General features: G+C 47.6%; 20 protein-coding genes and 1 other RNA gene. 14 read left to right on the top strand and 7 right to left on the bottom strand.

The genetic code is table 11. The annotated features are described in order from the left end of the window. Positions 1-68: 68 nt before the first annotated feature. A non-coding RNA gene (locus tag EZV61_RS17430) (RtT sRNA) lies at positions 69-192 on the top strand. 173 nt (positions 193-365) lie between these two features. On the opposite strand, the gene EZV61_RS17425 is transcribed toward EZV61_RS17430, so the two are convergent. After that, the gene (locus EZV61_RS17425; RefSeq protein WP_131417263.1) at positions 366-1,148 is read right to left on the bottom strand and encodes a DUF1223 domain-containing protein; all 783 of its coding nucleotides are present in this window, start codon (positions 1,146-1,148) and stop codon (positions 366-368) included. 220 nt (positions 1,149-1,368) lie between these two features. On the opposite strand from EZV61_RS17425, the gene EZV61_RS17420 reads away from it, so the two are divergent. Further along, positions 1,369-1,884, top strand: a complete 516-nt coding sequence (locus EZV61_RS17420) for a YehS family protein (RefSeq protein WP_114338472.1) — start codon at positions 1,369-1,371, stop codon at positions 1,882-1,884. Positions 1,885-1,951: 67 nt separating this feature from the next. Here the strand turns inward: EZV61_RS17420 and EZV61_RS17415 are convergent, their stop codons facing one another. Continuing rightward, complete coding sequence (locus tag EZV61_RS17415; RefSeq protein WP_131417261.1) at positions 1,952-2,809, bottom strand: PA4780 family RIO1-like protein kinase; 858 nt, start codon at positions 2,807-2,809, stop codon at positions 1,952-1,954. Between the two features lie 255 nt (positions 2,810-3,064). Between EZV61_RS17415 and EZV61_RS17410 the strand changes: the two genes are divergently transcribed. From EZV61_RS17410 to EZV61_RS17395, 4 genes are all read left to right on the top strand, one after another. Continuing rightward, positions 3,065-4,228, top strand: a complete 1,164-nt coding sequence (locus EZV61_RS17410) for an exonuclease SbcCD subunit D (protein WP_131417260.1) — start codon at positions 3,065-3,067, stop codon at positions 4,226-4,228. Next, positions 4,225-7,311 carry an AAA family ATPase gene (locus EZV61_RS17405; protein ID WP_131417258.1) on the top strand — a complete coding sequence of 1,029 codons (3,087 nt, stop codon included), beginning with the start codon at positions 4,225-4,227 and terminating at the stop codon, positions 7,309-7,311. The genes EZV61_RS17410 and EZV61_RS17405 overlap by 4 nt, the downstream gene beginning before the upstream one ends. Positions 7,312-7,447: 136 nt before the next feature. Next, the gene (locus tag EZV61_RS17400; protein ID WP_130565334.1) at positions 7,448-9,673 is read left to right on the top strand and encodes a cation:dicarboxylate symporter family transporter; all 2,226 of its coding nucleotides are present in this window, start codon (positions 7,448-7,450) and stop codon (positions 9,671-9,673) included. Between the two features lie 137 nt (positions 9,674-9,810). Continuing rightward, positions 9,811-12,030 (top strand): putative bifunctional diguanylate cyclase/phosphodiesterase, encoded by a 2,220-nt coding sequence (locus tag EZV61_RS17395; RefSeq protein WP_131417256.1) that lies wholly within the window; start codon positions 9,811-9,813, stop codon positions 12,028-12,030. A 12-nt stretch (positions 12,031-12,042) separates the two neighbouring features. On the opposite strand, the gene EZV61_RS17390 is transcribed toward EZV61_RS17395, so the two are convergent. Continuing rightward, entirely contained in the window at positions 12,043-12,537 is a 495-nt protein-coding gene (locus tag EZV61_RS17390) for a M48 metallopeptidase family protein (RefSeq protein WP_114338478.1), read from the bottom strand. Positions 12,538-12,780: 243 nt separating this feature from the next. Here EZV61_RS17390 and EZV61_RS17385 point away from each other — a divergent pair, with 243 nt between their 5' ends. Next, complete coding sequence (locus tag EZV61_RS17385; RefSeq protein WP_131417254.1) at positions 12,781-13,278, top strand: hypothetical protein; 498 nt, start codon at positions 12,781-12,783, stop codon at positions 13,276-13,278. Between the two features lie 50 nt (positions 13,279-13,328). Beyond that, positions 13,329-13,700, top strand: a complete 372-nt coding sequence (locus tag EZV61_RS17380) for a hypothetical protein (RefSeq protein ID WP_130565337.1) — start codon at positions 13,329-13,331, stop codon at positions 13,698-13,700. An 84-nt stretch (positions 13,701-13,784) separates the two neighbouring features. Here the strand turns inward: EZV61_RS17380 and EZV61_RS17375 are convergent, their stop codons facing one another. Next, positions 13,785-14,873, bottom strand: coding sequence for a rhomboid family intramembrane serine protease (locus EZV61_RS17375; protein ID WP_131417252.1), 1,089 nt, complete (start codon positions 14,871-14,873; stop codon positions 13,785-13,787). Then, a complete protein-coding gene (locus EZV61_RS17370) occupies positions 14,873-15,487 on the bottom strand; it encodes a hypothetical protein (RefSeq protein ID WP_131417250.1) in 615 nt (204 codons plus the stop codon). Before EZV61_RS17370 ends, EZV61_RS17375 begins: the two co-directional genes overlap by 1 nt. Positions 15,488-15,668: 181 nt before the next feature. Between EZV61_RS17370 and EZV61_RS17365 the strand changes: the two genes are divergently transcribed. The 3 genes from EZV61_RS17365 (at position 15,669) to EZV61_RS17355 (ending at position 18,587) form a co-directional block, all read left to right on the top strand. Further along, positions 15,669-16,364, top strand: coding sequence for a M50 family metallopeptidase (locus EZV61_RS17365; protein ID WP_131417248.1), 696 nt, complete (start codon positions 15,669-15,671; stop codon positions 16,362-16,364). A gap of 194 nt (positions 16,365-16,558) precedes the next feature. Continuing rightward, positions 16,559-17,947 (top strand): ATP-dependent RNA helicase DbpA, encoded by a 1,389-nt coding sequence (gene dbpA / locus EZV61_RS17360; protein WP_131417246.1) that lies wholly within the window; start codon positions 16,559-16,561, stop codon positions 17,945-17,947. Positions 17,948-18,260: 313 nt separating this feature from the next. Beyond that, a complete protein-coding gene (locus tag EZV61_RS17355) occupies positions 18,261-18,587 on the top strand; it encodes a hypothetical protein (RefSeq protein ID WP_240695234.1) in 327 nt (108 codons plus the stop codon). On the opposite strand, the gene EZV61_RS17350 is transcribed toward EZV61_RS17355, so the two are convergent. Then, positions 18,584-20,518, bottom strand: coding sequence for a RecQ family ATP-dependent DNA helicase (locus EZV61_RS17350; RefSeq protein ID WP_131417242.1), 1,935 nt, complete (start codon positions 20,516-20,518; stop codon positions 18,584-18,586). The two genes, EZV61_RS17355 and EZV61_RS17350, sit on opposite strands and share 4 nt — an antisense overlap. A gap of 151 nt (positions 20,519-20,669) precedes the next feature. Between EZV61_RS17350 and EZV61_RS17345 the strand changes: the two genes are divergently transcribed. After that, entirely contained in the window at positions 20,670-21,866 is a 1,197-nt protein-coding gene (locus EZV61_RS17345; RefSeq protein WP_131417240.1) for an MFS transporter, read from the top strand. A 37-nt stretch (positions 21,867-21,903) separates the two neighbouring features. On the opposite strand, the gene EZV61_RS17340 is transcribed toward EZV61_RS17345, so the two are convergent. Further along, positions 21,904-22,092, bottom strand: a complete 189-nt coding sequence (locus EZV61_RS17340) for a hypothetical protein (RefSeq protein ID WP_114338488.1) — start codon at positions 22,090-22,092, stop codon at positions 21,904-21,906. 367 nt (positions 22,093-22,459) lie between these two features. Between EZV61_RS17340 and EZV61_RS17335 the strand changes: the two genes are divergently transcribed. Next, entirely contained in the window at positions 22,460-24,778 is a 2,319-nt protein-coding gene (locus tag EZV61_RS17335; protein ID WP_131417238.1) for a hypothetical protein, read from the top strand. Positions 24,779-24,792: 14 nt separating this feature from the next. Beyond that, positions 24,793-25,136, top strand: a 344-nt coding sequence (locus tag EZV61_RS17330) for a hypothetical protein (protein ID WP_131417236.1), incomplete at its 3' end; no start/stop codon positions are given.

Here is a 25,136-nt window from a genome sequence, read left to right as displayed (position 1 = left end):
ATCCCTCCCTCACCGCCATATTATAAAAGGCCGCTATGACTAGCGGCCTTTTGACTTTCTAAATGACGCTGCGATACCTCATGGGAGGGTGAGAACTCTCGTTGGGTTCGCGCCGAGCGCAGCGAGACAACATCGCGTAGCGATGGCCCGAAGGGAAGGCGCTAGCGCCGTATCATTCCTCCCTCACCGCCATATTATAAAAGGCCGCTATGATTAGCGGCCTTTTGACTTTTTAAAAGATGCCAATGTTCCCTGCATTGTACAATTACAGCCAAGATGGTTGCCAATTTTGGCATTTCCGGTAGGCGTTGATTAGTGGGTCTTAGCATGGGAATGGTCGTTCATTGATTGGTATATGCCGGTGCTTATGGTGGAGTTATCGACTTCAGCCATCCCCCTGTCACCTGTATTGGCTGAGGGTTCTTCGGTGCTTCGATCCAAGCTACTAGTGCTATTTGACGGCCTTTGACACGACTGTATGTTGGTATCTCAGTTTGCCACCGTCCGTTATTGCTGTAGCTTGAGGCTTTATTAAGTAAAACAAAGTCTTGGCTGACGGACTTTCCTTTGTTCTCTCCGGCTGGAATTTGAGTTTGGATATCGAACCCTAAGATAGCGATGGTGAGTGTCAATGTGGTTTCTTCTTCCTGACGTGGTGTGCCCAATTTCGCTACAGGTTCAAAATGAGCGATTAGATTGTCATTTTCTATGGTGACAGAAAGCCGCCCTGCTTTATGTTCGGTCAAAGGCACATTTGTACGAATGCCATTAACAAACCAGTGTCGCCACTCTTTGCCATCGAGTATGAATCCTGGCGTATAGACAGCATTGCTAGCGCCTATCGCTTTATATTGTCTTTGTCGCAAGCTGTTTCCGTGCGTTGAATGGGGATCTTTCCATCCTAGGTAGTTCCAATAGTCCACATGCAATGCGATGGGAAAAAGTTGCTTCCATAGCGCTGGGTGAGTTTTCAGTGTTGATAGCCACGCATCAGCAGGTGGGCAACTGCTACAGCCTTGTGAGGTATATAGTTCTAATAGCGCTCCTTTCATTGATCCACTTTTGAACTCTTGAGCAAAGGCTGCGCCTGTCATCTGTGTATTCAATAGTATGGCAAGGAGCGAAATCGTTATTCCAACGCGTTTCATTGCACTTCCTTTGGTAGCAAAACCGAATCATGTATAACAAGACCGTGTTCAGCGAATTAGCTTTCAAAAACTTATGACGAGCAGATAGCTAGCTTTGTGCTAACGCACCTATGCCCGTTGTAGCGCTTTTATGCTAGTATTCAGACGCTTTTTACTGGCTCGCTGAGTTTGGATTTACTCGGCTCTGGTTTTCTTCTTAATCAACGCACGGAACACTCCTTTGACCAATAACGATATCCTTAGACGCCTACGTTACACCTTTGAATTGAACGACTCGAAGATGATTAAGATTTTTCAGTTGGCTGAGTTGCAGGTGAGCAGAGCACAGGTGAGTAACTGGTTAAAGAAAGATGATGATAAGGCTTACGAGAAGCTTAATGATCTGCAGTTTGCGACGTTTCTCAACGGGTTTATTAATCTTCGCCGTGGCAAGCGGGAAGGCGCGCAGATTGCGCCAGAAAAGCGATTAACCAACAATCTGATCTTTCGTAAGTTAAAGATTGCCCTGGATCTGAAAGATGATGACATCCTAGCGTTAATGGATCTGTCTGAATTTAGTATTGGCAAACATGAGCTGAGTGCGTTTTTTCGCAAGCCAGGCCATAAAAATTACCGTGAATGTAAAGATCAGGTCTTGCGCAATTTTCTGAATGGTATGCGTTTGAAATATCACGATAAGGTGACTGCGACCAATGGCTTTGAGTGGCCAGTTGCAGAGGACAAATCCGCAGAGTAATCACCTTTGCTGAGCAGGTGTAAGGTGTAACGACGGGGATGACAGCTCGACTGCATTTTTCAGTAGGTTAGTTGCACTCTTCTGCGTCTTTAATCCGTTGCTGATTTTCCTGCATCTCTTCAAATGCTGCTTTAATTTCATCAACGATAGAGCTCACATCCGTGATCTCTTCACTTTCAACGAAGTCACCAGTAAGCTCAGCATCTGGTGTTAACTCGCCACTTTCATACAAGGCCCAGATCTCTTTAGCGTATTTAGTGCTGAGTAGTTCTGGTGCGAATTGACCGTAATAGGCTGTCATATTGTCGACATCACGTGCAAACATGCGCTGTGCATTATTGTTTGCTGATGCGTCAACCGCTTGAGGTAGGTCGATGATGACTGGACCGTAGTCATCTACCAGCACATTAAACTCTGATAAATCACCATGAACGACACCGGCACAAAGCATACGTACGATGTATTGCATGACGATCCGGTGATCCTCAATCGCGTGTTCTGCCGGCATCACCACATCGTTCAGGCGAGGGGCTACATCACCCTCGTCATCGGTGACCAGCTCCATGAGTAACACACCGTCATAGCAGCCAAATGGTTGTGGTACACGTATCCCTGCAGCGGCAAGCTTATACAAAGCATCCACTTCGGCGTTTTGCCAAGCGGCTTCTTGCTGATCGCGACCAAATTTGGAGCCTTTTTCCATTGCTCTAGCACGGCGGCTATTACGTACTTTTCGGCCTTCTTGATACTGCACAGCTTTTTTAAAACTGCGCTTCATCACCTCTTTATAAACCTTGGCACAACGTATCTCATCGCCACAACGGACAACGTATACAGTGGCTTCTTTGCCGCTCATTAACTGACTGATCACTTCGTCGACTAAGCCATCGTCGACCAGCGGCTGTATGCGTTTCGGTATTTTCATAGCGTCCTTATACAGGAGTTGCGTAAGTGATGTAAAACTTGTCCGCCGGTGTCCGCCTGGATCTGCGGATTTGTTGCTATGTTATCGGCTAACTTTGGGGGTTTTAAGTCATCTTTCGTTAATTGGCTGTAGGATAGCTATTAGCTATTGAATACAATGAAAACTCTATATGCAGATGGTGTGCTGCTTTTGTGTGCTGGCTACAGATAATGCGCCTACGCCGTTGTTAACCTTGGTTGCTGGAGCGATTCTCTTTTGAAGTTTATTCATACCTCAGACTGGCATTTAGGGCGGCAGTTTCATAATGCGTCGCTGTTGGAAGATCAGCGTCATATTTTGCAACAGATAGTGGATATTGCCGAACGAGAGCATGTAGATGCTGTGATTGTGGCCGGTGATATATATGACCGTTCAGTACCACCTGCTAATGCCGTGGCGTTGTTGGATGAGGTACTCGATAAACTGTGCCATGAAATGCAGCTGCCAGTGCTGATGATTTCCGGCAATCACGACAGTGCCCAGCGTTTACGTTTTGCTGCTAATCAGTTACGCCAGTCTGGTTTGCACATCATGGGCGATCTTGGCTTGTTAACCACACCCGTGTTGCTGCACAGCGCAACGGCGGGCACAGTGCAGTTTTTCGGTTTGCCGTACTGCGATCCTGAGCAGGTGAGGGATGCTTTTAACGACGAGGCTAGTGCTCAGTTGAAAACTCATGATCAAGCGATGGCCTATTTAATGGCGCAACTTGATGCAGCACGGGATAAACAGTTGCCATCAGTTGTGATTGCTCACTGTTTCGTGGCTGGCGGCACCGGGTGCGAATCTGAACGTCCTCTGTCCATTGGTGGGGCTGATCAGGTCTCAGCCAGTCACTTTTCTGCTTTCAATTACACCGCGCTGGGTCACCTGCATGGTCCGCAAAAGCAGGGGGCTGAACATATTCGCTATTCAGGCTCACCACTTAAATATAGTTTTTCTGAGCAAAATCAGAATAAAAGCATTTCATTGGTCAGTATTGATGAGGCTGGTGCCGCTCACGTTGAGCTTATACCGTTACAGCCCTTGCATGATATGCGGATCATTGAAGGGGAGCTGAACGCGTTAATTGCGCAAGGAAAAACCGATCCCCATAGTGACGACTATCTGATGGTGCGGTTGACTGATACCCACGCCATTCTTGATCCCATGGGTAAGCTACGTGCGGTTTATCCAAATGTGCTGCATTTAGAGAAACGAATGTTGCAGGCGCGCAGTGACAATGAGCAAGCCTTGCAGCGAGAAAAATTGCGGCAAAGTGAGCTGTCGATGTTTCGTGATTTCTTTCAGCAAGTGCATGGCAACGAACTGACCGGCGAACAGGATCAAGCCTTACAAACAGTGATTAAGCAGTTGCATCAAGACGAGGCAAACCGATGAAGCCATTAATGCTGACGATGCAGGCGTTCGGGCCGTTTTCTGCCACTGAAATCGTTGATTTCAGTGCGTTTGGCGATAATGCTTTGTTTTTGATAAATGGCCCCACCGGTGCCGGTAAAAGCACTATTTTGGATGCGATCTGTGTGGCGCTTTATGGGCAAACCACAGGCGCCGAACGTGAGTCGGCGCAAATGCGTTGTGACCATGCCGATCCTGCGCTAGCCACAGAGTTGACGCTGGAATTCGAATTGGCTGAAAAGCGGTATCGGGTGCAACGTAAGCCGCAACAAGAGAGACCAAAAGCCAGAGGCGAGGGTACGACAACGCAAGCGGCCGAAGCGAATTTATGGCTGCACTGTGCCGATGACTCAGCAAGCGCAAGCACAGCTTGGACGTTGTTAGTGAGTAAGAAAGTCGGTGAGGTTAATGATGCCATTCGTGATATTACCGGACTAAGTGTTGAGCAGTTTCGTCAGGTGATGGTATTGCCGCAAGGAAAATTTCGTGAACTTTTACTCGCCGACTCCAAGAGCCGGGAAGCTATTTTTAGTCAGCTATTCCAGACGCAGATCTATCGTAAGATAGAAGACAGCTTGAAGATCAAAGCCAGTGCCATCCGCCGTGATGCTGAAGCCCATCGAAACAAAATCAAAGGGATCTTGGAAAACGCCGGTGTTGGCTCGGAACAGGCTCTCAATGCTGAACGTAATGCGCTTGCACCACAGTTGCAGGAAGCAGAACAGAAGAAAAAGCGAGCATTTGACCAACAATTGGGGGCGCAGAATGCCCTTGAGGCGGGTAAGAATCTAACTGAACGCTTTCAGCGTTATCAGCAAAGAAAACAAGAGCTTATTCAGGCCGAAGTTCAGGCTGAGCAGATTGAAGGATTAAAGCGGCAATGCTTGCTGGCGGAGCAAGCGGAGCAGATCAATCCAATTTATACGCCGGTAGTGGAGGCTGAACGCGAATTAAACAGCTTATTGCTGGTTAGGGAAGAAGCAAAGCATTCCCTATCGCAGGCGACGACAAGTTATCAGCAGGCGTCGACTCGCTACGAGCGTGCGATAGAGAATGCCAAACAGGTTGATGAGCTGAAAAACCAGCAAAATCAGTTAGCTCGTTTGCAAACGCAAGTGGTTAACTTAGGTCAAGCACGCTTGCGTTGCGCTTCTGCACAGCAAGCTGCAGAAGCGAGTGAAAACACTTACCTTCAAGCTCAGCAGGTGCTCGTTGACAGCAAACGGCAACTCTCCGAATTGGAACAACTGAATGTAACCGCGCAGCAGCAGCTCATGCGGATGCCGGAGTTACAGGTCAGACAAACCACGCTCAAGCAGCAGCGTGATCACCGGGTTGCATTAGATGAGTTGCGTCAGCAACGATCGCAGGCAGAGATAAGCGGTAAGCAAGCGCTGCTGGAAAAGCAAACTTTACAACAAGAGCTAGCGCGTTTAGCACGCGACATGGCCGCGATAGAAATGCAATGGCACAGCGGTCAGGCGGCCCTTTTAGCGGCGCAGTTGGGGGTTGGCGAACCATGTCCGGTATGTGGTAGCAAAGATCATCCGCTACCCGCTCATCGGGCGATGACGGATGATGGTTCTGCGTTAGTGACACATGAGCAAGTTGAACAGGCGCGGCGTCGGGTGAACGACCAACAGGTGCTGTTACAGCAGGCAGAAAACAGATATACCGAGTTGCAGCAGGTCTGGAAGGGGCTCAATCAACAGGTACAGGCGGTGGAATTGCAGCTAGCTGAATTTGCAGAGCAATCGTTAGTTCAGCTGGACGAGGAGCTTGCTCAGTTATCTGCTGATGTTGATCGATTACTACAATGCCAACAGCAATTAGCGCAGCGTCAGAGACAGATTGAAGCATTGCATCAGCAATTGACTGGCCTGGAAAGCGAGCTGCTTAAACTCCAGAAACAAAGCGCGGATGCACAAAAAGCTGTTGCGGTGGCCGTCGCTGAACTGCAGCGCTTGGAAACTGAGGTACCGGAGCATTTTCGGGTTAACGGTGCTTTGGAAGCTGAGATCACCCGGTTTGAAAAGCAATGGCAAGCATTAGAGCTGGCGCTGCAACAAGCGACACTGGCACGTGACCAGGCGCGCTCTACGCTGGACAAAGCCGGTGAGGGAGATAAGCGTTTGCAACAACAGCTAGATGAAAGTAGAGCGAAACAGCAGCAGCGTGTGCAGGCATGGCATTCGGCGCTTAGCAACTCAGGTTTTGCAGATGAAAACGCTTTTCAACAAGCCCGTTTAGCAAGTGATGAGCTGCAAGCGATAAAACTGAGGATCGAAACATATCAACTTCGTTTCAGTGAGCTTCAAGGACAGGTCAAGCAGTTAGCGGAAGAGTTAGATGGGCAGGCAACACCGCAACTAGAGGTATTAACGCAACAATTAGCCCTGTGCCAGCAGAAGTACAAAGAAACTGATCAGCGAGCAAGTACGCTGCATGCGCGCCTCACTTCACTCGATCATACGCTGAAAAACCTGCAGGCCGCTCACCTGACAAACCAAGCGCTGGAAGCGCAATATGAGATTTACGGTACGCTTAGTGATGTAGCTAATGGTCAGACAGGTAACAAGGTCAGCCTGCAGCGTTTTGTTTTGAGTGTTTTGTTGGATGACGTGCTCATTCAGGCATCACACCGCCTGAAACTGATGAGCAAAGGCCGCTATTTGTTGCTGCGAAAAGAAGACCGTAGTAAAGGCAATCGCGCGTCAGGGCTTGAGTTGGAGGTCGAAGATGCCTATTCGGGCAAGACTCGTTCGGTAGCGACACTATCTGGCGGCGAGAGCTTTCTGGCTGCGCTTGCCTTAGCTTTGGGCGTGTCTGATGTGGTGCAGAGTTATTCCGGGGGGATTAAGTTAGACACCCTGTTTATCGACGAAGGCTTTGGTAGTCTTGATCCCGAGTCATTGGATCTGGCTGTACGTACTTTGGTGGATCTGCAACACAGTGGACGTATGATTGGTATCATCAGTCATGTCAGTGAACTGAAAGAGCAGATGGCGATGCGGCTTGATGTAGTTGCAACGCCAAAAGGCAGTAGTGTGCAACTTATCGCCTAAAAAGATGCGCTGAAGCGGTTAAGATTAACGGGAGTAACACCTGATCTTAATGTTTTTCAATAGTTTCAGTCACACAGCAGTGAGCAGCCAGTATAATTACTCTGCGATATCTATCTATTTAAGGATGATCTGATTTATGGGGCGGCTCCGCAAACCCAAGTTTCACTTCAAGTTACGGAAACCAAAAATAAAGCTGAAAGGTGGCTCCAGTTGGATCTTTATTGGCCTAATTGCTGGTCTGTTTACCGGATTGTTTTTTGGTGAAATGGTGGGTTGGATGCAGTGGCTGGGGAGCGCTGTTATTTTTCTACTGCAAGCCACTGTGTTGCCTTATATGGTTATGTCGTTGTTATACGGGGTTGGCTCGTTAACCACTGGCCATGCCAAACTACTATTCAGTAAAACGAGTATTGTATTGGTTCTTTTATGGGTTCTGGGTTTACTGGTGATTTTATTATTGCCGCTTTCTTTCCCTGAACAGCTAAATGCCTCGTTTTTCTCGGCCAGTGTGCTGGAAGTGCCTCCAAGCCCCGACTACATGAAGCTGTATATACCTTCAAATCCTTTTCATTCATTAGCGGAAGGCTACGTTCCTGCTGTTGTTATCTTCTGCATGCTGTTTGGTGTGGCGCTTATTCGCATACAAAACAAGCAAGCCTTTATGTCGCTGACTGAAACCTCTGTGACTGCGCTGAGTAAAATGACCGGCATGATAGTGAAGATACTGCCTATAGGTGTCTTTGCCAGTACTGCAGCGGCCGCCGGTACCATGACATTGGAGGAGTTCAGTTCGCTACAGGTGTTTCTTATCTCCTATATGGTGCTGTGTCTTTTTCTGACCTTTGTCTTGCTACCATTTACCTTGAGTGCGTTAACGCCGTTTACCTACAGAGAAGTGATGACTATCAGTCGAGATTCACTGATCACCGCTTTTGCCACCGGTAATATCCTGATTTTACTGCCAGTCTTAACCGAACAGTGTAAAAATATTTTTCATGCCAGAGGCTTAGCAACAGAAGAGACCGATAAGTTGATCGGTGTGACCATGCCTGTCGCGTTTACTTTTCCTAATTTGGGCAAGTTGACCGTTATCTTGTTTGTTCTGTTCGCTGCTTGGTTTGTTGATAAAGAGCCGCCTTTTTCTTTAGCGACGATGACCTCTATTTCTGGCCTGTTTACTCTCTTTGGCAGCGTTCAGGTTGCCGTACCCTTTATGCTTAATCTGCTGGAAGTGCCTGCGGATCTGTATCAACTGTTTTTGATCAGTAATGTTATTACTTCGCGGTTTAATTCCATGGTAGCGGCGCTGAATTTGGTCGTGTTGGTTCTAATCACCATCACTATGGTACAGAACCAGCTACGGATCACCTTGATGCGGGGGCTATTTTATTTAGGAATTCTTGCGGGTGGTTTTGTTGCAACACTGCTGTTAAATCGATTGATTACCGCCCCATTTGTTGAGGACCAGTACACCCAAAGTTCATTAGTTGCAGAGATGAAGATGGTGGGGCAGGTACCTGAAAAAGTGTATGCAGAGTTGCCGAAGCTTTATGAAACCGGTCGTTTCTCTAAAACAACGGTCGCGCAGATAAAGCAGCGTAATATTCTTCGTGTTGGTTTTCACCCGAAGAATGTGCCGTTCTCTTATTTCAACGCTAACGGAGAGTTGGTGGGATTTGATATCTCGCTAGCGCATCAGTTGGCCAGCGATCTTGGCGTCGAGATCCGTTTTGTCCCACTCGATTACAATAAGCTGCCCATCGAATTAGGGCGTGGATTCTATGATATTGCGATGTCAGGGCTGGCGATGACAGCCGAGCGTATCGCCGATATGTCGTTTACAGATCCCGTGCTACAACTTCATGTGGCGGTCGTCGGAAGAGATCATGAATTAAGTGTTCTTTCCGATCCCGAATTATTGAAGAAACAAACCAAGTTGGTGATTGCCACATTAGATCATTCGGACATCGTCAAGCATATCAACAGAGCCTACCCAAATGCTGAAGTGGTTATGCTGAAAGATTACGAGCAATTTTTCGAAGCAAAAGAGGGCACTTATGATGCTTTGTTGGTTAGTGCTGAGGCTGGCTATGCCTGGACCGTGCTTTATCCAGAATTTGGCGTCTGGATCCCGACTAACGCGAAGAAGAGGGTGCCTGTTGCCTATGCCCTCAATCGTTCGAATAATGATTTGTTGAGTTATCTGGATGATTGGTTGGATATCCAGCAATCTAATGATTTTATTGGCCAACAGTATGAGTTTTGGATCCTTGGCGGCGGTGCCAAACATCGACCACCTCGTTGGTCGGTGATTAAGGATCTTCTGGGCTGGGTCGGTGATAAGTCTGAGCCAGATGAATAATGCTTCGTGCGTGGGAATTGAGTTGGCATTTCAGACCATTATTATCCACGCTATTAGCCATGCAAGTGGTTGATTTTCAATATTGAGCTTGACGTAAAACTTTTGCCTCTGTTAGCTTCTAATGAGTTGATGGAGCAATGAAATTGGCGAATGTCATAAAGGACAATGATCGCAGCCGAGCACTGGCTGAGTCTAAATGGATCGTTTTTTTAACCAGTATCATGTTATTGATATTGGTTATCTGGGGCGCGCTTTCTTCCATTCAGCTTCATTATAATTATCAAAAATCCCTGATGGATTCGGTCACTAAAAGTGTCTTGGCTGAGTATCAGGAACACCTCACGCAACTTCGCTTAACGATTGACCAGTTTCAATTTCGCCACGCATCAGCGTTGGCCCAGTTGGTTCTATCCGGTAATCAGACCTCGAAAGATGAGTACATGGAGCTGTTAACGCAGCTGCGTGAAGAGGTCGATGATGTGCGCTTATTTGCCATTGTCGACAGTTCAGGAAAGGGGGTGTTGTCACAGTTAACAGGGGAATTTTTGCCTGACTGTAGAGAAGAGATTGATGATACCTTGCTGCGAGGCAGTCAGGAGAACCTGTTTCTGCATCGCAGCCCGAATGGTTTTCACTATGACCTGTTGCAACCCTTACTTGTTGATGAGCAGGCCGGTCTGTTTCTTTTTGTTGCTTTTGACCCTGCGGTATTAGAGAGGATATTAACCCAGCACCAACTTCCCTATCAGCAGCTGTTTTTGATGCGTAGTGACCAGTCCGGCAAGATTGAGTTTGGTACAGAGATCTCGCTTGAAAAAAGTCATGATCAGTCGATCTATATGAGTGGGGAAGAGGTGCATCAATTTGATTTCCTCAAGCCCATTCCGGGGACGCGTTGGCAGTTGGCTATTCGTTTGGCTCCTGAATATAACGCGCGAATTTACTTGGAAAGCATTCTACAAGCGTTATTGCTTTGGGGAGTGACTACCGGTTTCGTATATCTATTCTATCAGGCCCAGCGCCGGCGCCTCTACAAACAACGGATTATGGAAAAAGAGTTGAGCTTTAAGACCTCCCACGATGAGCTCACAGGGACCATGAATCGTGCAACTTTTGAGGGGCAGTTAGCAGGATTTATTGCGCAGCACAGTGGCCAACTGATGATGGAAGGTGTGGTGTTGCTCATCGACATCGACCAGTTTCAATTGGTGAATAACAGTTTTGGTTACAGCGCTGGAGATAGCTGCCTTAATTTGCTCTCTTTTGCCCTGCGGCGACAGCTACCAGCTCAGGCAAAAATAAGTCGACTTAGCAGCGATGAGTTCGCTGTGATGTTGCCCGAATTGCATCATGAACTCGCTCATGGCTTTGCCGAAAAGGTTAGGCAGCAGATCGAACAGTTCGACTTCACCCACATCGCACCCGATCTTTCTTTGTCAGCCTCCGTTGGCGCTTTCGTTTTAGATGGGCAACAGTTAGGTAGTGAGGAGGTACTTAATGCCTTGGCACAAGCTGTTCGCCTTGCGAAATCGAAAGGCGGTAATCGAGTACAGCTTTACCACAGTGACGATGTCGCGTTATCACAGCATGCACAAGAGATGAATGTTGTTCGCGAGCTGCGAGCTGCACTTAATGACAATCGTTTGCAGCTTTATCGCCAGCGCCTAAGAGCATTGAGCGATGCATCACAAGCGTCACGTTACGAAGTGCTAGTGCGGTTAATCGATCATCACGGCTCTCTTCTGACGCCTGATAAATTCATACCTGCGGCTGAGAAATACGGCTTAATCAGCCAAGTTGACCACTGGGTGATTGAAGCAACATTTGCTGCGATAGCAAAGGACATCGGCGATAGTAGCAGTCATTACAGTATCAACCTGTCGGGTGTGACCCTCGGCGATAAAGGGATCATCTCTTTTGTTCATGCCATGTTGGAAAAATATCAGGTAGCACCGCAACGCATCGGCTTTGAGATAACGGAAACCTATGCGATCACTCACCTAAGCGCCGCTATCGCCTTTATTGAGCAGATGACAGCGATTGGCTGTGAGTTTTCATTGGATGACTTTGGTAGCGGGCTATCATCGTTCAGCTATCTACAGCAACTGCCGGTGCACAACCTTAAAATTGATGGGGTGTTTATTCGTAACATCTGCGACAACCGCTTGAATCAAGTGTTTGTGGAGACGATGCACCGTTTGGCGAAAGAGATGGGTAAGAAGACCGTGGCAGAGTTTGTAGAAACTGAGAGCGCGCAGCACTACCTGTCATCAATAGGGGTGGATTACGCCCAAGGCTATCATCATCATAAACCGGAGTTTTGGTTCGAATACAGTGCGGACGTTACGGGTAGTTAGCGTCGATTTATTCTATTCATTAAATTCCCGATAAGTCAGATATAAGCGGGCGTCAAATTCCAGCTGATGGTAATCGGGCTCCATATGACAACAAAGCGCGTAAAAGGCTTTGTTATGCTCCTTTTCTTTCAAATGTGCTAGCTCATGTACCACCAGCATTCTTAACAGTGGCTCCGGTGCGTTGCGAAACAGGCTGGAGATCCGTATCTCATTTTTGGCTTTCAGGTTTTTGCCGTGTTGCCGTGAAACAAACGTGTGTAAGCCCAGAGCATGATTGACCAGATGGATTTTGGGATCGTAAATGACTTTACTTAGTGGAGCGGATTTTTTCAGGAACTGGTTTTTAATCGCGAGCGTATAGTTGTATAGCGACTTTTCAGTTTTTAGATCGTGCAGTGTGGGATATTTGTTTTCTATCCACGTAGCTAATTGACCGTTTTTAATCAATTTTTCGACTTGCCCAAGTACTTCGGGCGGATAGCCGTTTAGATAGCGTAATTCGTTCATGGTAGAACCGGTGTTTTAGCCTGACGCTATGATACCGAGGAATAAATTAAATACATCACCAATTTGCTGACGTACATATTACAGATCGTGCATTCCAATGGCGTTACTGTACTTTTGCCCCATCTGTTTCAGCCAATCGTTAAAGCCTTTAGTTGGTTTTGCTGCAGAGTTTAGCTGAGACACTGTTTGGCGCTGCATGGCATAGTAAGTTGAACTCAGGATAACTTAGGGAGCAGTTTTTATATGGGCCATAAACCACTTAGCCATCACAGCTATGATCTCTTATTGATAGGGTTGGTGGTGGGATTGCTGCTCCTGCTATCCGGTTGTGAGCAGCATCAGGACCCTGAACTCGCCTTTCATCCGTCAGTCGATCTGGAGTTTCCTGAGCCGCAGTATTACGGTGCGATGTTCCTGGCTAGTGCGGTTCATCGCTGTGCCAGTGATAAGCAAGTAACACTACAAGCCTGCGTAGAAAGTGATGTTGTTGACATCGCCGTGCTGGATGACTCGCGGATAGCACAGTTTAGTCTGCTTCAGTATATCGATCCGGGTAAGATCAGAGCTTGTGATGCCGACGACCAGGCGGTTTTCCCACATCACAGTGAGTATCCTGAAACATCTGTGTTCTGGGTCTGTTTTGACATGCAAGCACCCCATGAAGGGCAACGTTTGTTGCTGCATTTGCAACCGACGGATCACCCTCCTAGTTATCGCTTGGTCGGCATAGTGCGTTTTTAAGTCGTGAGTTTAGGTTTTGTCGCTACTTCTCACCAACGGAGGTGGATAGCATGGAATGTGTGAATAGAGAGGCAGTACCTAGTGCGTTAAGAAGTGCCCGTTATGCCATGTTAATCGGTGTCGGCTTACTGCTGCTAAGTGCGGCAATATCTGCTCTGTTTCAGACGGTATCTATGTTTTATTTGGCATGTAATGTCTACTTCGTCGGTTTTATTGCTGTGTTAGGCGGCTCAGTGACGGCGCTTCGCTTGGCAAAATTGAATGAGATGTTTTGGTATCGGGGGCAGTTTTTGGCGTTAGATAAAGTGACTCTACTGCTCTACACCAGTTTTCGGTATCGGATAATCGCCGGTGCCACTATGTTGACCCTGTTTAGTGTGGGGTTGGCTGTGATCGCCTACCGCATCGTCGCTATAAGTTAGCGCACTAAAGTTGGTAGGGTTCGGTTTTAAAATTGGAGCCGCCCCAGCAATGAAACGCCTCCATATTTGTGCCGTGAGTACGGGCTAACGGTTAACCACTGCTGCTGGATGAGCCAGCATTTGCAGTAAGGGGTTACGCATAAATATATAGGGTTTTAGCGCAACGCCCATGATTAAACCGCTAACAAAGCCGCCGATGTGAGCCCAGTAGTCAACACCACCTTCGCCAATCATCATGCCCAATACATTTAGTCCGACCCAAATAGCGAAGTACCAAACTGGCGCTAATTTCTTTTGATAGATAAATATCATAAACGTCAGGCTGGCATGGCGGAACCAGACTAAATAGACCCCAAATAACCCGGCTATTGCACCGCTGGCACCAATGGATGGGATCTCACTCTGCCAATTAAGCACTACGCTGATCAGACTGGATAAGATACCGAGAGCAAAATACAACGCGATGAAGCGGCGACGACCTAATGCATCTTCAATATTGTCACCGACTACATATAGGAAATACATATTTCCCAGCAGGTGAAGGGGATCCCCATGCAGAAACATGCAGCTTGCCAGTGTCCATAATTGATCGCCGGCCAGTGTTGCTGCGGGCACATTACCAAACAGAGAGACCAATTGGTTGGCCAACTCTGGATTACCAACATAACTCATAAAAATAAGACAGTTGAGCGCCATTAGCGTCCAGGTGACGACCGGTTTACGTTTCGGCTTAATGTTGTACTCGACTGGCATCTGCGATAGAAACTGAAATACGCGACTTTTCCAGCTCAGAGCTTGATTCAGCGTGCCTAATGCTTGCTGTAACTTCGGAGACTGCTTTACTTGGTTAAGCTCATCGCTATCAACCCATACCCCTTCGCAATGCTCACATATATCAATTTCCAGTTGATAATCAGCGAGTAGGTGATGGCTTTGCATTGGGCCATGCCAGTCCGGACACTGGCGTTCACTAACACCGATTGACGCACCTAAATGCTGCTGATATTCGACCTGATCTTGGCCATTATCAACTTTGGATAGCACCTTGTTCATTTCGCCTTGTTCAAACCAGTGGCCGCCACATGAACGACAAATGTCTAACTCCTCATCATGACAAGTGGTTGTCTCCAGATAGGTATCCGTGCAGCTAGGGCAGAGCGCTGGTGTTGCCATTATTTCACCTCATCCTGAAGATCAACGGCAACATCGTACTTTTGCAGTTCAACTGTCAGTGCGGTGGCGCTCGCTTGCAGTTTGGGAAGCACTTCGTTGTTCATAGTGTCTAAGTGCTGCTGCAATAGGCTGCTGGCATGCCGACTACCATATTGACCTTGTTCTACTTTATGGATGATCTCATTGACGTCCGCGTAGAAGCGGCGCGTTTGAGTTAAGAAGTAGGTTGGGGTTTCCAACGTCGTGGGAGAAAACTTCATACTCTCCCAAACGTAGGTGCTTAAGCGTGGGTTTCTCAGCTTGATCGTATCAACAGAAACTCCCTTCTTAAGAACGTCGTGGTTGTATGCGTTGAGTAGGGCGGTATTGTCAGCTAACTCAGCATAGAGGGAGGAGCGGAGGTAGTAATTATTCTGCTTGGTTTGCAGCGTATCGAAGATTAATGCCTGGGAAAGCCCCGCTTGTGCTGCGAGGTAAACGCCAATGACCGTTGCCAGAATGGTTAACAGGTGAGAAAGCCAAAAACCGCTCTTAGACAGATCTTTATTGTCGAGTTTTGGTAATGGCTTTTTGCCTGGTTTGTCGGACTTAGTTTGCGGGGCGGGCGTTTTCATTTCGACTCCATGTCTGCGTTAAGGGGGGAATGGTATGAGAATGCCGCTGTCATTAGCAAGTGATAGACCCTGTTTATATGCTTAGTTGTTACTTAAACATGACTAGTGGTGAACGGAGACAATCTGCTACATTGCTTCAGCCGTATTTATGTTCATCGACTTAATTTGATTGAAATGACAGATGCTAAAACCCCGTATTGAACTGATTGTTGCGTTGCTTTGCGCGCTAATACTGATCTGGCTACCTTTGGTCAGTGCGCCATTAAAGTATTTTGAAACCCTGCTGCATGAGGGCAGTCATGGCCTCGCTGCTATTTTATCGGGTGGGCAGGTGGTTTCTATTGCATTGCATCTTGATGGCTCCGGTCTCGCTACCTCACGTGGCGGTTGGTCGTGGTTGGTCACTTTTTCCGGTTATGCTGGGGCCTCCTTATGGGCTTATACCTTGGCGCGGATCCAGTTTAGTAGTGTTTCCCGAAGAGTCGGTAGCTGGATCTATTTTGCTATTGTCGGTTTGTTTGTGCTTGGTAGCCTGATTTATACCCGAGATCCCATCACCTTGTTGATTGTTGGCTTTATCGGTGTGACATACTGGTGTTTGTTTCGCTGGCGCCACCAGCATTGGGCGACATTCGCCAATCAGGTATTGGCGCTGTTTATCCTGCTGCAAAGCGCCATCAGTCCAAGCTACTTGCTGTATGTGGGAGACCGGGGTGACCATCTGGCGATGAAAGGTTATACCGGTATTCCGGGGATCGTTTGGGTTGTGCTTTGGACGCTCATCGCTGGCTTAATGATCTTCGATTTGTGTAGACGAGCTTGGGCCCAACCTCGTATGGCCAGCGAGCCTCTGCGTGTTGAGCCTAGCGGTCTCTGAAGCACAGCATTGATGCCGTGCTTTGTCTGTTTAATCCGATTAACTTCAGTGGCTGGTGAAAAAGACTGAGCGAAGTCTGCGCCATAGTAATAGAATATGCCGTTATAAAGCGCTGTTTAACCCCGCGTTGCAACAGAAACCAGCGATAATGAAGCTCATAGTGCAGCTTCATTTTCCCAATTAGGAATAATCCCTTGAGCGAACTCGACTTTGCCTCCCTGGCGTTGCCCCAGCAACAGCTGACTAATTTATCTTCATTGGGCTATGAACAAATGACGCCCATTCAAGCGGAAAGCTTGCCGCTAATGCTTGCCGGTAGGGACGTTATCGCGCAGGGCAAAACTGGCTCAGGTAAAACCGCCGCGTTTGGCTTGGGGCTGTTGTCCCGTTTGGAGGTGAAACGTTTCCGTATTCAAGCGTTGGTGCTTTGTCCGACTCGCGAGTTAGCCGACCAAGTGGCGGTTGAGATCCGCCGACTGGCCCGTGCTACCCACAATGTGAAAGTGTTGACTCTATGTGGTGGTATGCCCTTTGGCCCCCAAGTTGGCTCGTTAGAACATGGAGCGCATATTATTGTCGGCACACCGGGGCGGATAGAAGAGCACCTAAGTAAAGGGCTGTTGAAGTTACAGGATTTGAATACCTTAGTGCTGGATGAAGCTGATCGTATGCTGGAGATGGGTTTTCAGAGTGCGCTTGATTTCATTATTGATGAAACACCAGCAGATCGTCAAACCCTGTTGTTTAGTGCGACCTATCCGCCACAGATCGAATCTATTGCTAAGCGGATCATGGTGACCCCTGCGTTGGTTCAAGCGGCATCTACCCATGACAACAGCAGTATTCGTCAGCACTTTTATCAGGTGGCGAGTAACGATGATCGCCTACTGGCACTGAAGTTGTTGTTACTTAAACATGATCCTGAATCGGCTGTGGTTTTCTGTAATACCAAGCGTGAAACCCAGGAGGTGAATGATGCCTTGGTTGACGCTGGTTTTAGTGCGATGGCGCTACACGGCGATCTTGATCAAAAGGCGAGGGATCAAGCGCTGGTGCGTTTTGCCAATAAGAGTGTGAAGATCATGGTGGCGACAGATGTCGCTGCCCGCGGGTTGGATATTGATGCCCTGGATGCGGTATTTAACTACCACATAGCTCGTGATGCTGAAGTGCACGTTCACCGTATCGGGCGAACCGGCCGTGCGGGAAGCAAAGGCGTTGCGTGCTCCATCTATACCGATAAAGAGGCGTATAAAGTCTCTTTACTGGAAGAGTATTTAGATCGCGTCATTGAGGGTGAGGTGTTGCCATCGCGCGAGCTGTTAAGCCAAGTGCCATCACAAGCAGAGATGATGACATTACAGCTTGATGGCGGTAAGAAACAGAAGATCCGCCCCGGTGATATCTTAGGCGCGCTGACTGGTGATAACGGTATTCAAGGCTCTCAGGTGGGTAAAATAAAAGTGGGTCCAATGTGGGCTTATGTCGCCGTGCACCGAGATGCATTGAAGCCTGCACTGCGTAAGCTGGAGCAGGGTAAGATCAAAGGTAAATCAGTACGCGTTCGTGTTATACGCGGTTAGTCGTCGCTGGATTACAATTGATGCAGCTGCTTTGGAACGAGCCGTGATATCAAAGCTAACTCGTTGGCTTGTTGGGTTTTCAGCTGCTGGTTATTTCACACCGATCAGGCACTCTGCGGTATAGCCAGTGGCAGTTTGTTGCGTTAGCGGTGCCTGAGTCTATCTGTTTGCTATTAGCTTATCGCTTATTACGACAATACTAATAATTTGCTTGTGAGCGCGCAGTTTTCTCTGTAATGAGTTCGTAATATGCCCAAATGAGCCGATTAAAGGTCTGTTTTGTACCTTGCCTATGTCGAATTTGGAGTATCGCTTGAGCGTCGCAGAAGAGAGAAAGCTGCTTGTTATTATCCGAGTTGAGCCCGGTTGCCTAGGGCCTGATGGTGCCGATCACATTGAAGGGTTTTGTCAGTTAGCGCAGCTGGCGTTCGAACCTCGCTATGCCGGGATTATTCGCTGGCAGGTCGTGCCGCGCTACGATAAAAGCCTGCCTGAACTGCAGTATCTAATGGCAAATAAAAATCTTGCCCATGAGCAAGTTGAGAAAGTTTTAGATTTCATCAATTTGTCTCTCGACGACTTTGAAATAGAAACGGGTGATCGGCTGTCCATGCTAATCGATAAAACATTACGTCGTTAATTCAGCAGTGCTATCACTTTTGCCCGTATATCGGCGTATCGGAATTGCTCACATGAGCCGAACCCGGGTAATTGCCTGACCTTGTTACGCGCAAACAATGGGATGCTGAGTCCGGCAAGAAAGCGGCAATAGGTTTCTGTGGTTAACGGGTGCTTGGTGCGAGTGGCCATATGTTGCTTTAACCCGGCTAGCATTACTGACAGGCTCTGCTCATCAGTCCAAATGGGCGTTTCCGAGTAAGCGAGCTTGGCAAAGTGACCGTGACATACGGAACAATGCCCGCAACGTTCAGGGGCTTGCTGATCATCAAAGTAACGTGACAAGTTGTGACTGAGGCAGCTGTCTAGTTCAAAAAAGCGTACTAGCGCGGCAATACGTTTTATCTCTTTTTGCTCTTTGTCGACAAAATATTGATAGAGGGTTTGTGCCAGGTCGGTGGCCGCCAGTGCAGATAGATTGACGTTAAATACCTCGGTCATTTTCTTAGTTTCTAGCTCAACTAACTGCTGCTCTTGCAGGTATTCCAAAGCGGTGACAATCCGGCCACGCTGGCATTGATATCTCTGGCAGATAGCGTCGAAATCCGGTTCCCCCCATACTTTCTTAAATCTCGTGTTGTCGATGATCGCTTTTACAAACGCTTGTCGCTCGCCTTCAAATCGCGCTAGCACAGTCTCTTTCGATTGAACAAATTTGTACTTAAAATCGGCAAAATACGCATAACTTGGTTCTAGCACACCTAATAGTTCTAACTGCACCAACAGTGTTTTCAGCGGTAATTGACGAATGTTTGCAGCATTCGACAACGCCGTTACTTGTAATTCCCATTGTCCATTTTGGGCTTCATCGCGAATGCTCTGAAGCACAAACTCAATGCCATTTAGCTCCGGCGTGTCACCATATACAAAGTTCTCAACAGTATTGATCCCATCCAGATTGGCTAACGTGATGCAATGAGAAGGGTGCCCATCGCGTCCTGCTCGGCCTATTTCCTGGCTGTAGTTTTCAATCGACTTTGGCAGATCATAGTGGATAACGAAACGTATATCTGACTTGTCGATCCCCATGCCAAAGGCAATGGTTGCCACCACAATTTGAATCTTGCCAGCCATAAAGTCTGCTTGGATCTGTTTACGTCGTTCATCATCAAATCCAGCATGATAAGCACTGGCATTGAGCCCTTGCTGCTGTAGATAGTTAGCTACTTGTTCGGCGGTTTGCTGCAGTGTGACATACACAATGCCAGCCCCATTTTGTTGTTGTACCTGCTGTGCTAACTGGGCGTTTTTTTCCGCGCTGGCAACAGGTATGACACTCAGGTCTAAATTGGCGCGGTAGAATCCCGTCTGCACTATGTGCTGTTCAGCGATGGCGAATTTGCTTGCCATATCCAGTTTGACTTTGCGGGTGGCGGTCGCGGTAAGTAGCAGCACCAAAGGGATATTCAATTGCTGCCGATAGGCGGGTAGCTTGAGGTAGTCTGGGCGGAAGTTATGACCCCATTCAGAGATACAGTGGGCTTCATCTACCACTAACATCGACAACGGCACACTGCCGATAAACTGGCGAAAACGTTCATTCTTAAATCGCTCTACCGACACCATCAGGATCTTCAATTTGCCTGAGCGTACATCAGCCATCACCTGCTGGTTCTGTTCTGGTGTGAGAGTGGAGTCGATGCTGGCAGCAGCAATCCCCTTACTGGCAAGAAAGTCCAACTGATCTTTCATCAATGCTAATAGCGGTGATACCACCAAGGTCAAATGAGGCAGGTGAATTGCGCTTAGCTGATAACACAATGATTTACCTGAGCCGGTGGGGAACATCGCTAAGGATGAGTCTCCTGCCAAAAGCTGAGATATGGTCTGTTCTTGACCTGGACGAAACTGATCAAAGCCAAAATACTGTTTAAGGGTTGCTGCTAGAGGCATGGATTATCCGCGTCTGGAAAGTCAAAGTACTGAGCATAGAAACTAACATGGAAAGCGGTGTGTGGGGAGGAGGAGGCGATTTTCAACGACAACAGAATGTCGCTCTTTCTGTTAAAATAGCGTTTGCTACTCTTTATGATGCCAATCGACTATGACTGACCGCTTTCGTTCGCCGCAGACTTTTTTATTGTTAATCGCCTTCGCTATGCCGGTGGCATTTTCCACTTGGTTGGCACTGCTTAATAACTTCGCTATCGATGGTGCAGGGTTTACCGGTAAGGAGATCGGCATCTTGCAAAGTTTGCGCGAAGTTCCTGGTTTCTTAGCGTTTACAGCCGTCTTTGTACTGCTCTTTATTCGTGAACAACGTTTTGCGGTGGTGTCCCTGCTGGTGCTCGGGGTTGGGGTGGCTATCACCGGTTTTTTCCCCGCGGCTATCGGCCTCTATTTGACGACGATCTTGATGTCAATTGGGTTCCATTATCTGGAGACCATCAATCAATCGTTAACACTGCAATGGTTGCCAAAAGAGCAAGCCGCACACTTTATGGGTAAGGCGATGGCCGTTAAAGGTGCGGCGGCAGTGCTCTCTTTTGGTGGTGTCTGGTTGTTGTTGGACTACTTTTCGGTCGCTTATGTCTGGGTATATCTGCTGTTTGGTTGCATTGCGGTGTTGTTAGCAGTACTGATGCTGATGGCATTTCCGCAGTTTCAAGATGGGCATGAACAACATAAAAAGCTGATCTTGAAACGCCGTTACTGGCTGTTCTACCTGCTGACCTTTTTTTCCGGTGCCCGGCGGCAGATCTTCGTTGTATTTGCAGGCTTCTTGATGGTGGAAAAATTTGGTTATAGCGCAGGGCAGATCGCCTTACTGTTTCTGTTTAACCATTTCTTTAATCTGTTTTTTGCCAGTCGAATTGGCCGGTGGATCGGCCATATTGGTGAGCGCCACGCGCTAACCATAGAGTATGTTGGCCTGTTCCTGGTTTTTACCGGTTATGCACTGGTTTCTGATGCTGATATAGCTGCTGTTCTATATGTGCTCGATCATCTGTTTTTCGCATTTGCCATCGCTATTCGTACCTACTTTCAAAAAATTGCTTCGCCGGAAGATATAGCCTCAACGGCGGGGGTGAGCTTTTCCATAAATCATATTGCAGCGGTGATTTTACCTGCGGCATTGGGGCTGGTTTGGTTGGTGTCACCTGCAGTGGTGTTTTATCTGGGCGCTGCGTTGGCTTTGGCATCGCTGCTATTAACTCAGTTGATCCCCAACAAACCACAACAGGGAAATGAGATCCGCTGGTTTGATTCGGCTGCCACTGCGCAAAGGCCAGCAAGTTAGTGGGTAACCTTACTGGCGCTTGTTGTCGCTCAGGGCATCAGCGACTTGCAGTTAGGTCAGATATCAACTGCTTAGCAGCTTCATCCACCGACAATTCGTCATCAAAGTATTGATGTTCCAGTAAGCTAGCTGGCAGATGGTTTGCAACTTCATCAGAAACGCCATAGTGATCTTTTAGCGTCTCGGCCACCTCTTTTTGCCAGTCAAAATAGTGTGCTGTGCTCATCGCTATACCCTCCTGTTTATCTGCAAAGGGAGCTGGTACTTGCTTTCCCTAGTAGTTTTGACAGGCAGAACCCATGAATTACTGCATCGCGGAGCTAATTATTCTTACTGTGCAGAACAGTCGATGTGGACTTGATAGTGCAAGTTACCTGAGATCGTGGAAATCCAATTGAATGATGAAATTCTTTCTGAATTAAGCAAATGCTAACATTTTCAGATGGTTTTCATTTCCTGATGACAGTGCTAGTCTTCACAATCTAGCAATTTTAATGGATTTTCAGCCCAAGCAGTGGGCCAGGTGAATGTCACAGGGAATGTGAAGGAAATGCCAAATCGAAGCAACAAGCTCCTTTTTTTAAGGAGTGTCAATGTACAGTAATACGCCAGCGAGCGTTGCCGCCAGAGTTAATCAAACGCTCCTTATCGACAATCTTGCCAACAGTTACATATTTTGCACTAGCGCTCAGCTTGATGGCAAAGATCCCCAAGATGCGCTGTGGTACCTGCGCGATGATTACTATGCGGGATTATTGTTACGCAGCCACAGTGATAGCTGGGGAGTGGCATTCAGTATCCGCAAGCTCTATCTGCAAATTAAACCTGAAGCGACATTGTTGCATCTAAAATCTGATGCCCAGTTATCGCAAGAGTTGACTGCGCTTATCGCCCATGGCGATGTGATGGTATTCAGAGAAGAAAACCGATATGACCAACTTGCCGCTGCCAGACGTTGGCAAGATGTGCCTCCTGCGGGCAGCAGCCAGCTAAGCGTGCCTAAGTCGGCAAAATCGTCACTCTCGAACAATAGCAACAACGCAGGGCCTGGTGTCAGTCAGCCAACTGTGCAGGGGGGGAAAGTAGCCACCGCTGCAACAACACCGGTGCTAGAACCGTTAGATCTCTATTGTGCATTGCCTAATGGCAAACCTGCAGCAGGGTTACCCTACAAAGCCACGTTAGCCACAGGTCAAGTCTTACAAGGTAAACTCGATGCAAAAGGCTTTGCCCACTTTACCGATTTAGAGCCCAGTAAGGTTGATGTTGAATTTGGTGAGCAGCCAGATGAAGCTGCGATTAAGGCCACACGGTCACAAATTGCTTCGGCACTGGATTCCCTGTTGGCGGCAGAACGGGCCGAAGGCGCTGCGTTTGAGTCCACCTATGCCGAACTAAACTTAGCCGAAAAAGGCTTGGTCAGTACAGGCGCGCTGTTTACCGGTATTTGGCGTGGGGTGACGGACCTCGCTGAGTTTGCAAACAATGTTTATGAGCTGGGTGCGCCGCAACAACAACTAAAACGCGCAGTGAACGCAGCTTGGTCAGCATACGACACCGATTCCGACAACTGGGCGGCAACGTTTGCGGATAATTGGCAAGACTCCCAGCACCAAGCGTTTGTGAAAGTACTTGGTTTTGATCCGGCGGCCATCAGTAAAAAAGATATCGCTGAGGCGTATGAGATCGCGAGCTTTATTTATGATGACGCTGAAACCAAAGCGTTGTTGATGGAGTTTGGTAAAGACTATGTTAGTGCTCAGCACCATACCGAACTTACTGACATGGCGGGCACGGCCGTATTTGAGATCATTTTAGGCGCATTACTTGCTGTTGCGACAGGCGGAGCCGGAACCGCGGCCATGGCTGCTAGTAAACTAAGTAAGTTAAAAAAATTGGGTGGACTGTTTAAAAAACTTGGTAGTGAACTTAAGAAAAAAGTCCGTTTTAAGAAAAAGTCAGGTGGGACGAATAGTAAAGTTGAAGAGGCTATTGGTAAGCCTCAGCAAGCGGAAGTCCCTAAGCCCAGAGATAAACCAGAGACGAAAAAAGAGGGGCAGGGAGAACCTGAGCGACGAGAAGATCCGCCTCCACCACCGCGATATACAAAAGAGGAGCAGAAGTTCCTTGATGATTATAAAAAGCGGAATCCAAATACGACATTGAGTGATGATGAGTTAGTTGCTCGACATCGGTCTGGACAACGAATGAATCCAGCAACCGGGCGTTTACATGATCCGGATGGAAAAGTCAGACCTGAAGCAGACATCAAGGCGGTTGAAGCGGGTAAAAAAGAGGTTAAACTTGAGGACCTCCCACCGGAAACTCAAAGCAAGCTCAAAGACTTAGAAGCTCAACGTAAAGCAGCTTACCAAGATAAGTTGAAGGCAGTAGAAGCTGGTGATGAAGTCGCAGAGAAAGCTGCTTTGAAAGATATGCGGAATGTGAGTGAGGAGATTGGTGAAGTCAGCGCAGAAGGTGTGATGAAGGTTGAGTATCCTGACTTTGAAAAGATCGATGCGAGTATTCCTGGTAATGGCAAGCAAGGGCAGTTCGATCAGGTATATCACAACCCCAAAACCGGTGAAGTGATTATTGTTGAAGCCAAAGGTGGCGCCTCTACACGTGGTGTCAGAAAAGGGCTCGATGGCGAATATGTTGAGCAAGGCACAGAAGAATACCGCGACAGTATTATCGACAATATGAATGAGAAGTTGGAAGCGGCGTTGGATGATCCTCGTTATGGTGTGGATGACAAATATACCCAAGAGATTGATCAACTTGATGATACCGTTGATAAACTGAACAAAGCTAAACGTAATAACGATAGTATATTTTCCAAACAAGTGAGTCAGAGATTAAATAGTGATGGCTCGTTAAAACCAACCGCCGAATTAATTGATTTTAAGTAAGAGAACGAACTGAGATGATTGAAAGACACTTTACTCCCAAAAATATGGCCAGAGTTGGTGTGGTGATAGATAGGTTTGAAGAAGATACGGCACTTATTATTAATAGCGCCAAGAATAAAAACAGTGGTGAAGTCCTGGGCAGCTGTTTTTCTGATGCGATTAATGCCTTTGCACAATCTATCATCGCTGAAAAACCGTCTGCCACCGCTTTACGCTACCTGACCTTTGCCAAAGAGCTGGGTACTGCCAACTTTACCTTTGTGATGCGGATGGAAGAAACGTTTCAGACCTCGTTGCTTGGTGAACCGTTTGAGATGACTGGCGCTCATAAAACGAGTTACGTTCATACGGATATTTG

The sequence above is a fragment of the Corallincola luteus genome (assembly GCF_004336975.1).
GTDB classification, from domain to species: domain Bacteria; phylum Pseudomonadota; class Gammaproteobacteria; order Enterobacterales; family Neiellaceae; genus Corallincola; species Corallincola holothuriorum.
This window is presented reverse-complemented; position numbering and strand designations above follow the sequence as displayed.

Excerpts from the sequence above, each read along its gene's own strand:
- EZV61_RS17390 (WP_114338478.1), bottom strand. The coding sequence starts at position 12,537 with ATGAACGAATTACGCTATCTAAACGGCTATCCGCCCGAAGTACTTGGG.
- EZV61_RS17405 (WP_131417258.1), top strand. The coding sequence starts at position 4,225 with ATGAAGCCATTAATGCTGACGATGCAGGCGTTCGGGCCGTTTTCTGCC.
- EZV61_RS17335 (WP_131417238.1), top strand. The coding sequence starts at position 22,460 with ATGTACAGTAATACGCCAGCGAGCGTTGCCGCCAGAGTTAATCAAACG.
- EZV61_RS17340 (WP_114338488.1), bottom strand. The coding sequence starts at position 22,092 with ATGAGCACAGCACACTATTTTGACTGGCAAAAAGAGGTGGCCGAGACG.
- EZV61_RS17350 (WP_131417242.1), bottom strand. The coding sequence starts at position 20,518 with ATGCCTCTAGCAGCAACCCTTAAACAGTATTTTGGCTTTGATCAGTTT.
- EZV61_RS17400 (WP_130565334.1), top strand. The coding sequence starts at position 7,448 with ATGGGGCGGCTCCGCAAACCCAAGTTTCACTTCAAGTTACGGAAACCA.
- EZV61_RS17415 (WP_131417261.1), bottom strand. The coding sequence starts at position 2,809 with ATGAAAATACCGAAACGCATACAGCCGCTGGTCGACGATGGCTTAGTC.
- EZV61_RS17385 (WP_131417254.1), top strand. The coding sequence starts at position 12,781 with ATGGGCCATAAACCACTTAGCCATCACAGCTATGATCTCTTATTGATA.
- EZV61_RS17380 (WP_130565337.1), top strand. The coding sequence starts at position 13,329 with ATGGAATGTGTGAATAGAGAGGCAGTACCTAGTGCGTTAAGAAGTGCC.
- EZV61_RS17425 (WP_131417263.1), bottom strand. The coding sequence starts at position 1,148 with ATGAAACGCGTTGGAATAACGATTTCGCTCCTTGCCATACTATTGAAT.
- EZV61_RS17345 (WP_131417240.1), top strand. The coding sequence starts at position 20,670 with ATGACTGACCGCTTTCGTTCGCCGCAGACTTTTTTATTGTTAATCGCC.
- EZV61_RS17370 (WP_131417250.1), bottom strand. The coding sequence starts at position 15,487 with ATGAAAACGCCCGCCCCGCAAACTAAGTCCGACAAACCAGGCAAAAAG.
- EZV61_RS17375 (WP_131417252.1), bottom strand. The coding sequence starts at position 14,873 with ATGGCAACACCAGCGCTCTGCCCTAGCTGCACGGATACCTATCTGGAG.
- EZV61_RS17365 (WP_131417248.1), top strand. The coding sequence starts at position 15,669 with ATGCTAAAACCCCGTATTGAACTGATTGTTGCGTTGCTTTGCGCGCTA.
- EZV61_RS17395 (WP_131417256.1), top strand. The coding sequence starts at position 9,811 with ATGAAATTGGCGAATGTCATAAAGGACAATGATCGCAGCCGAGCACTG.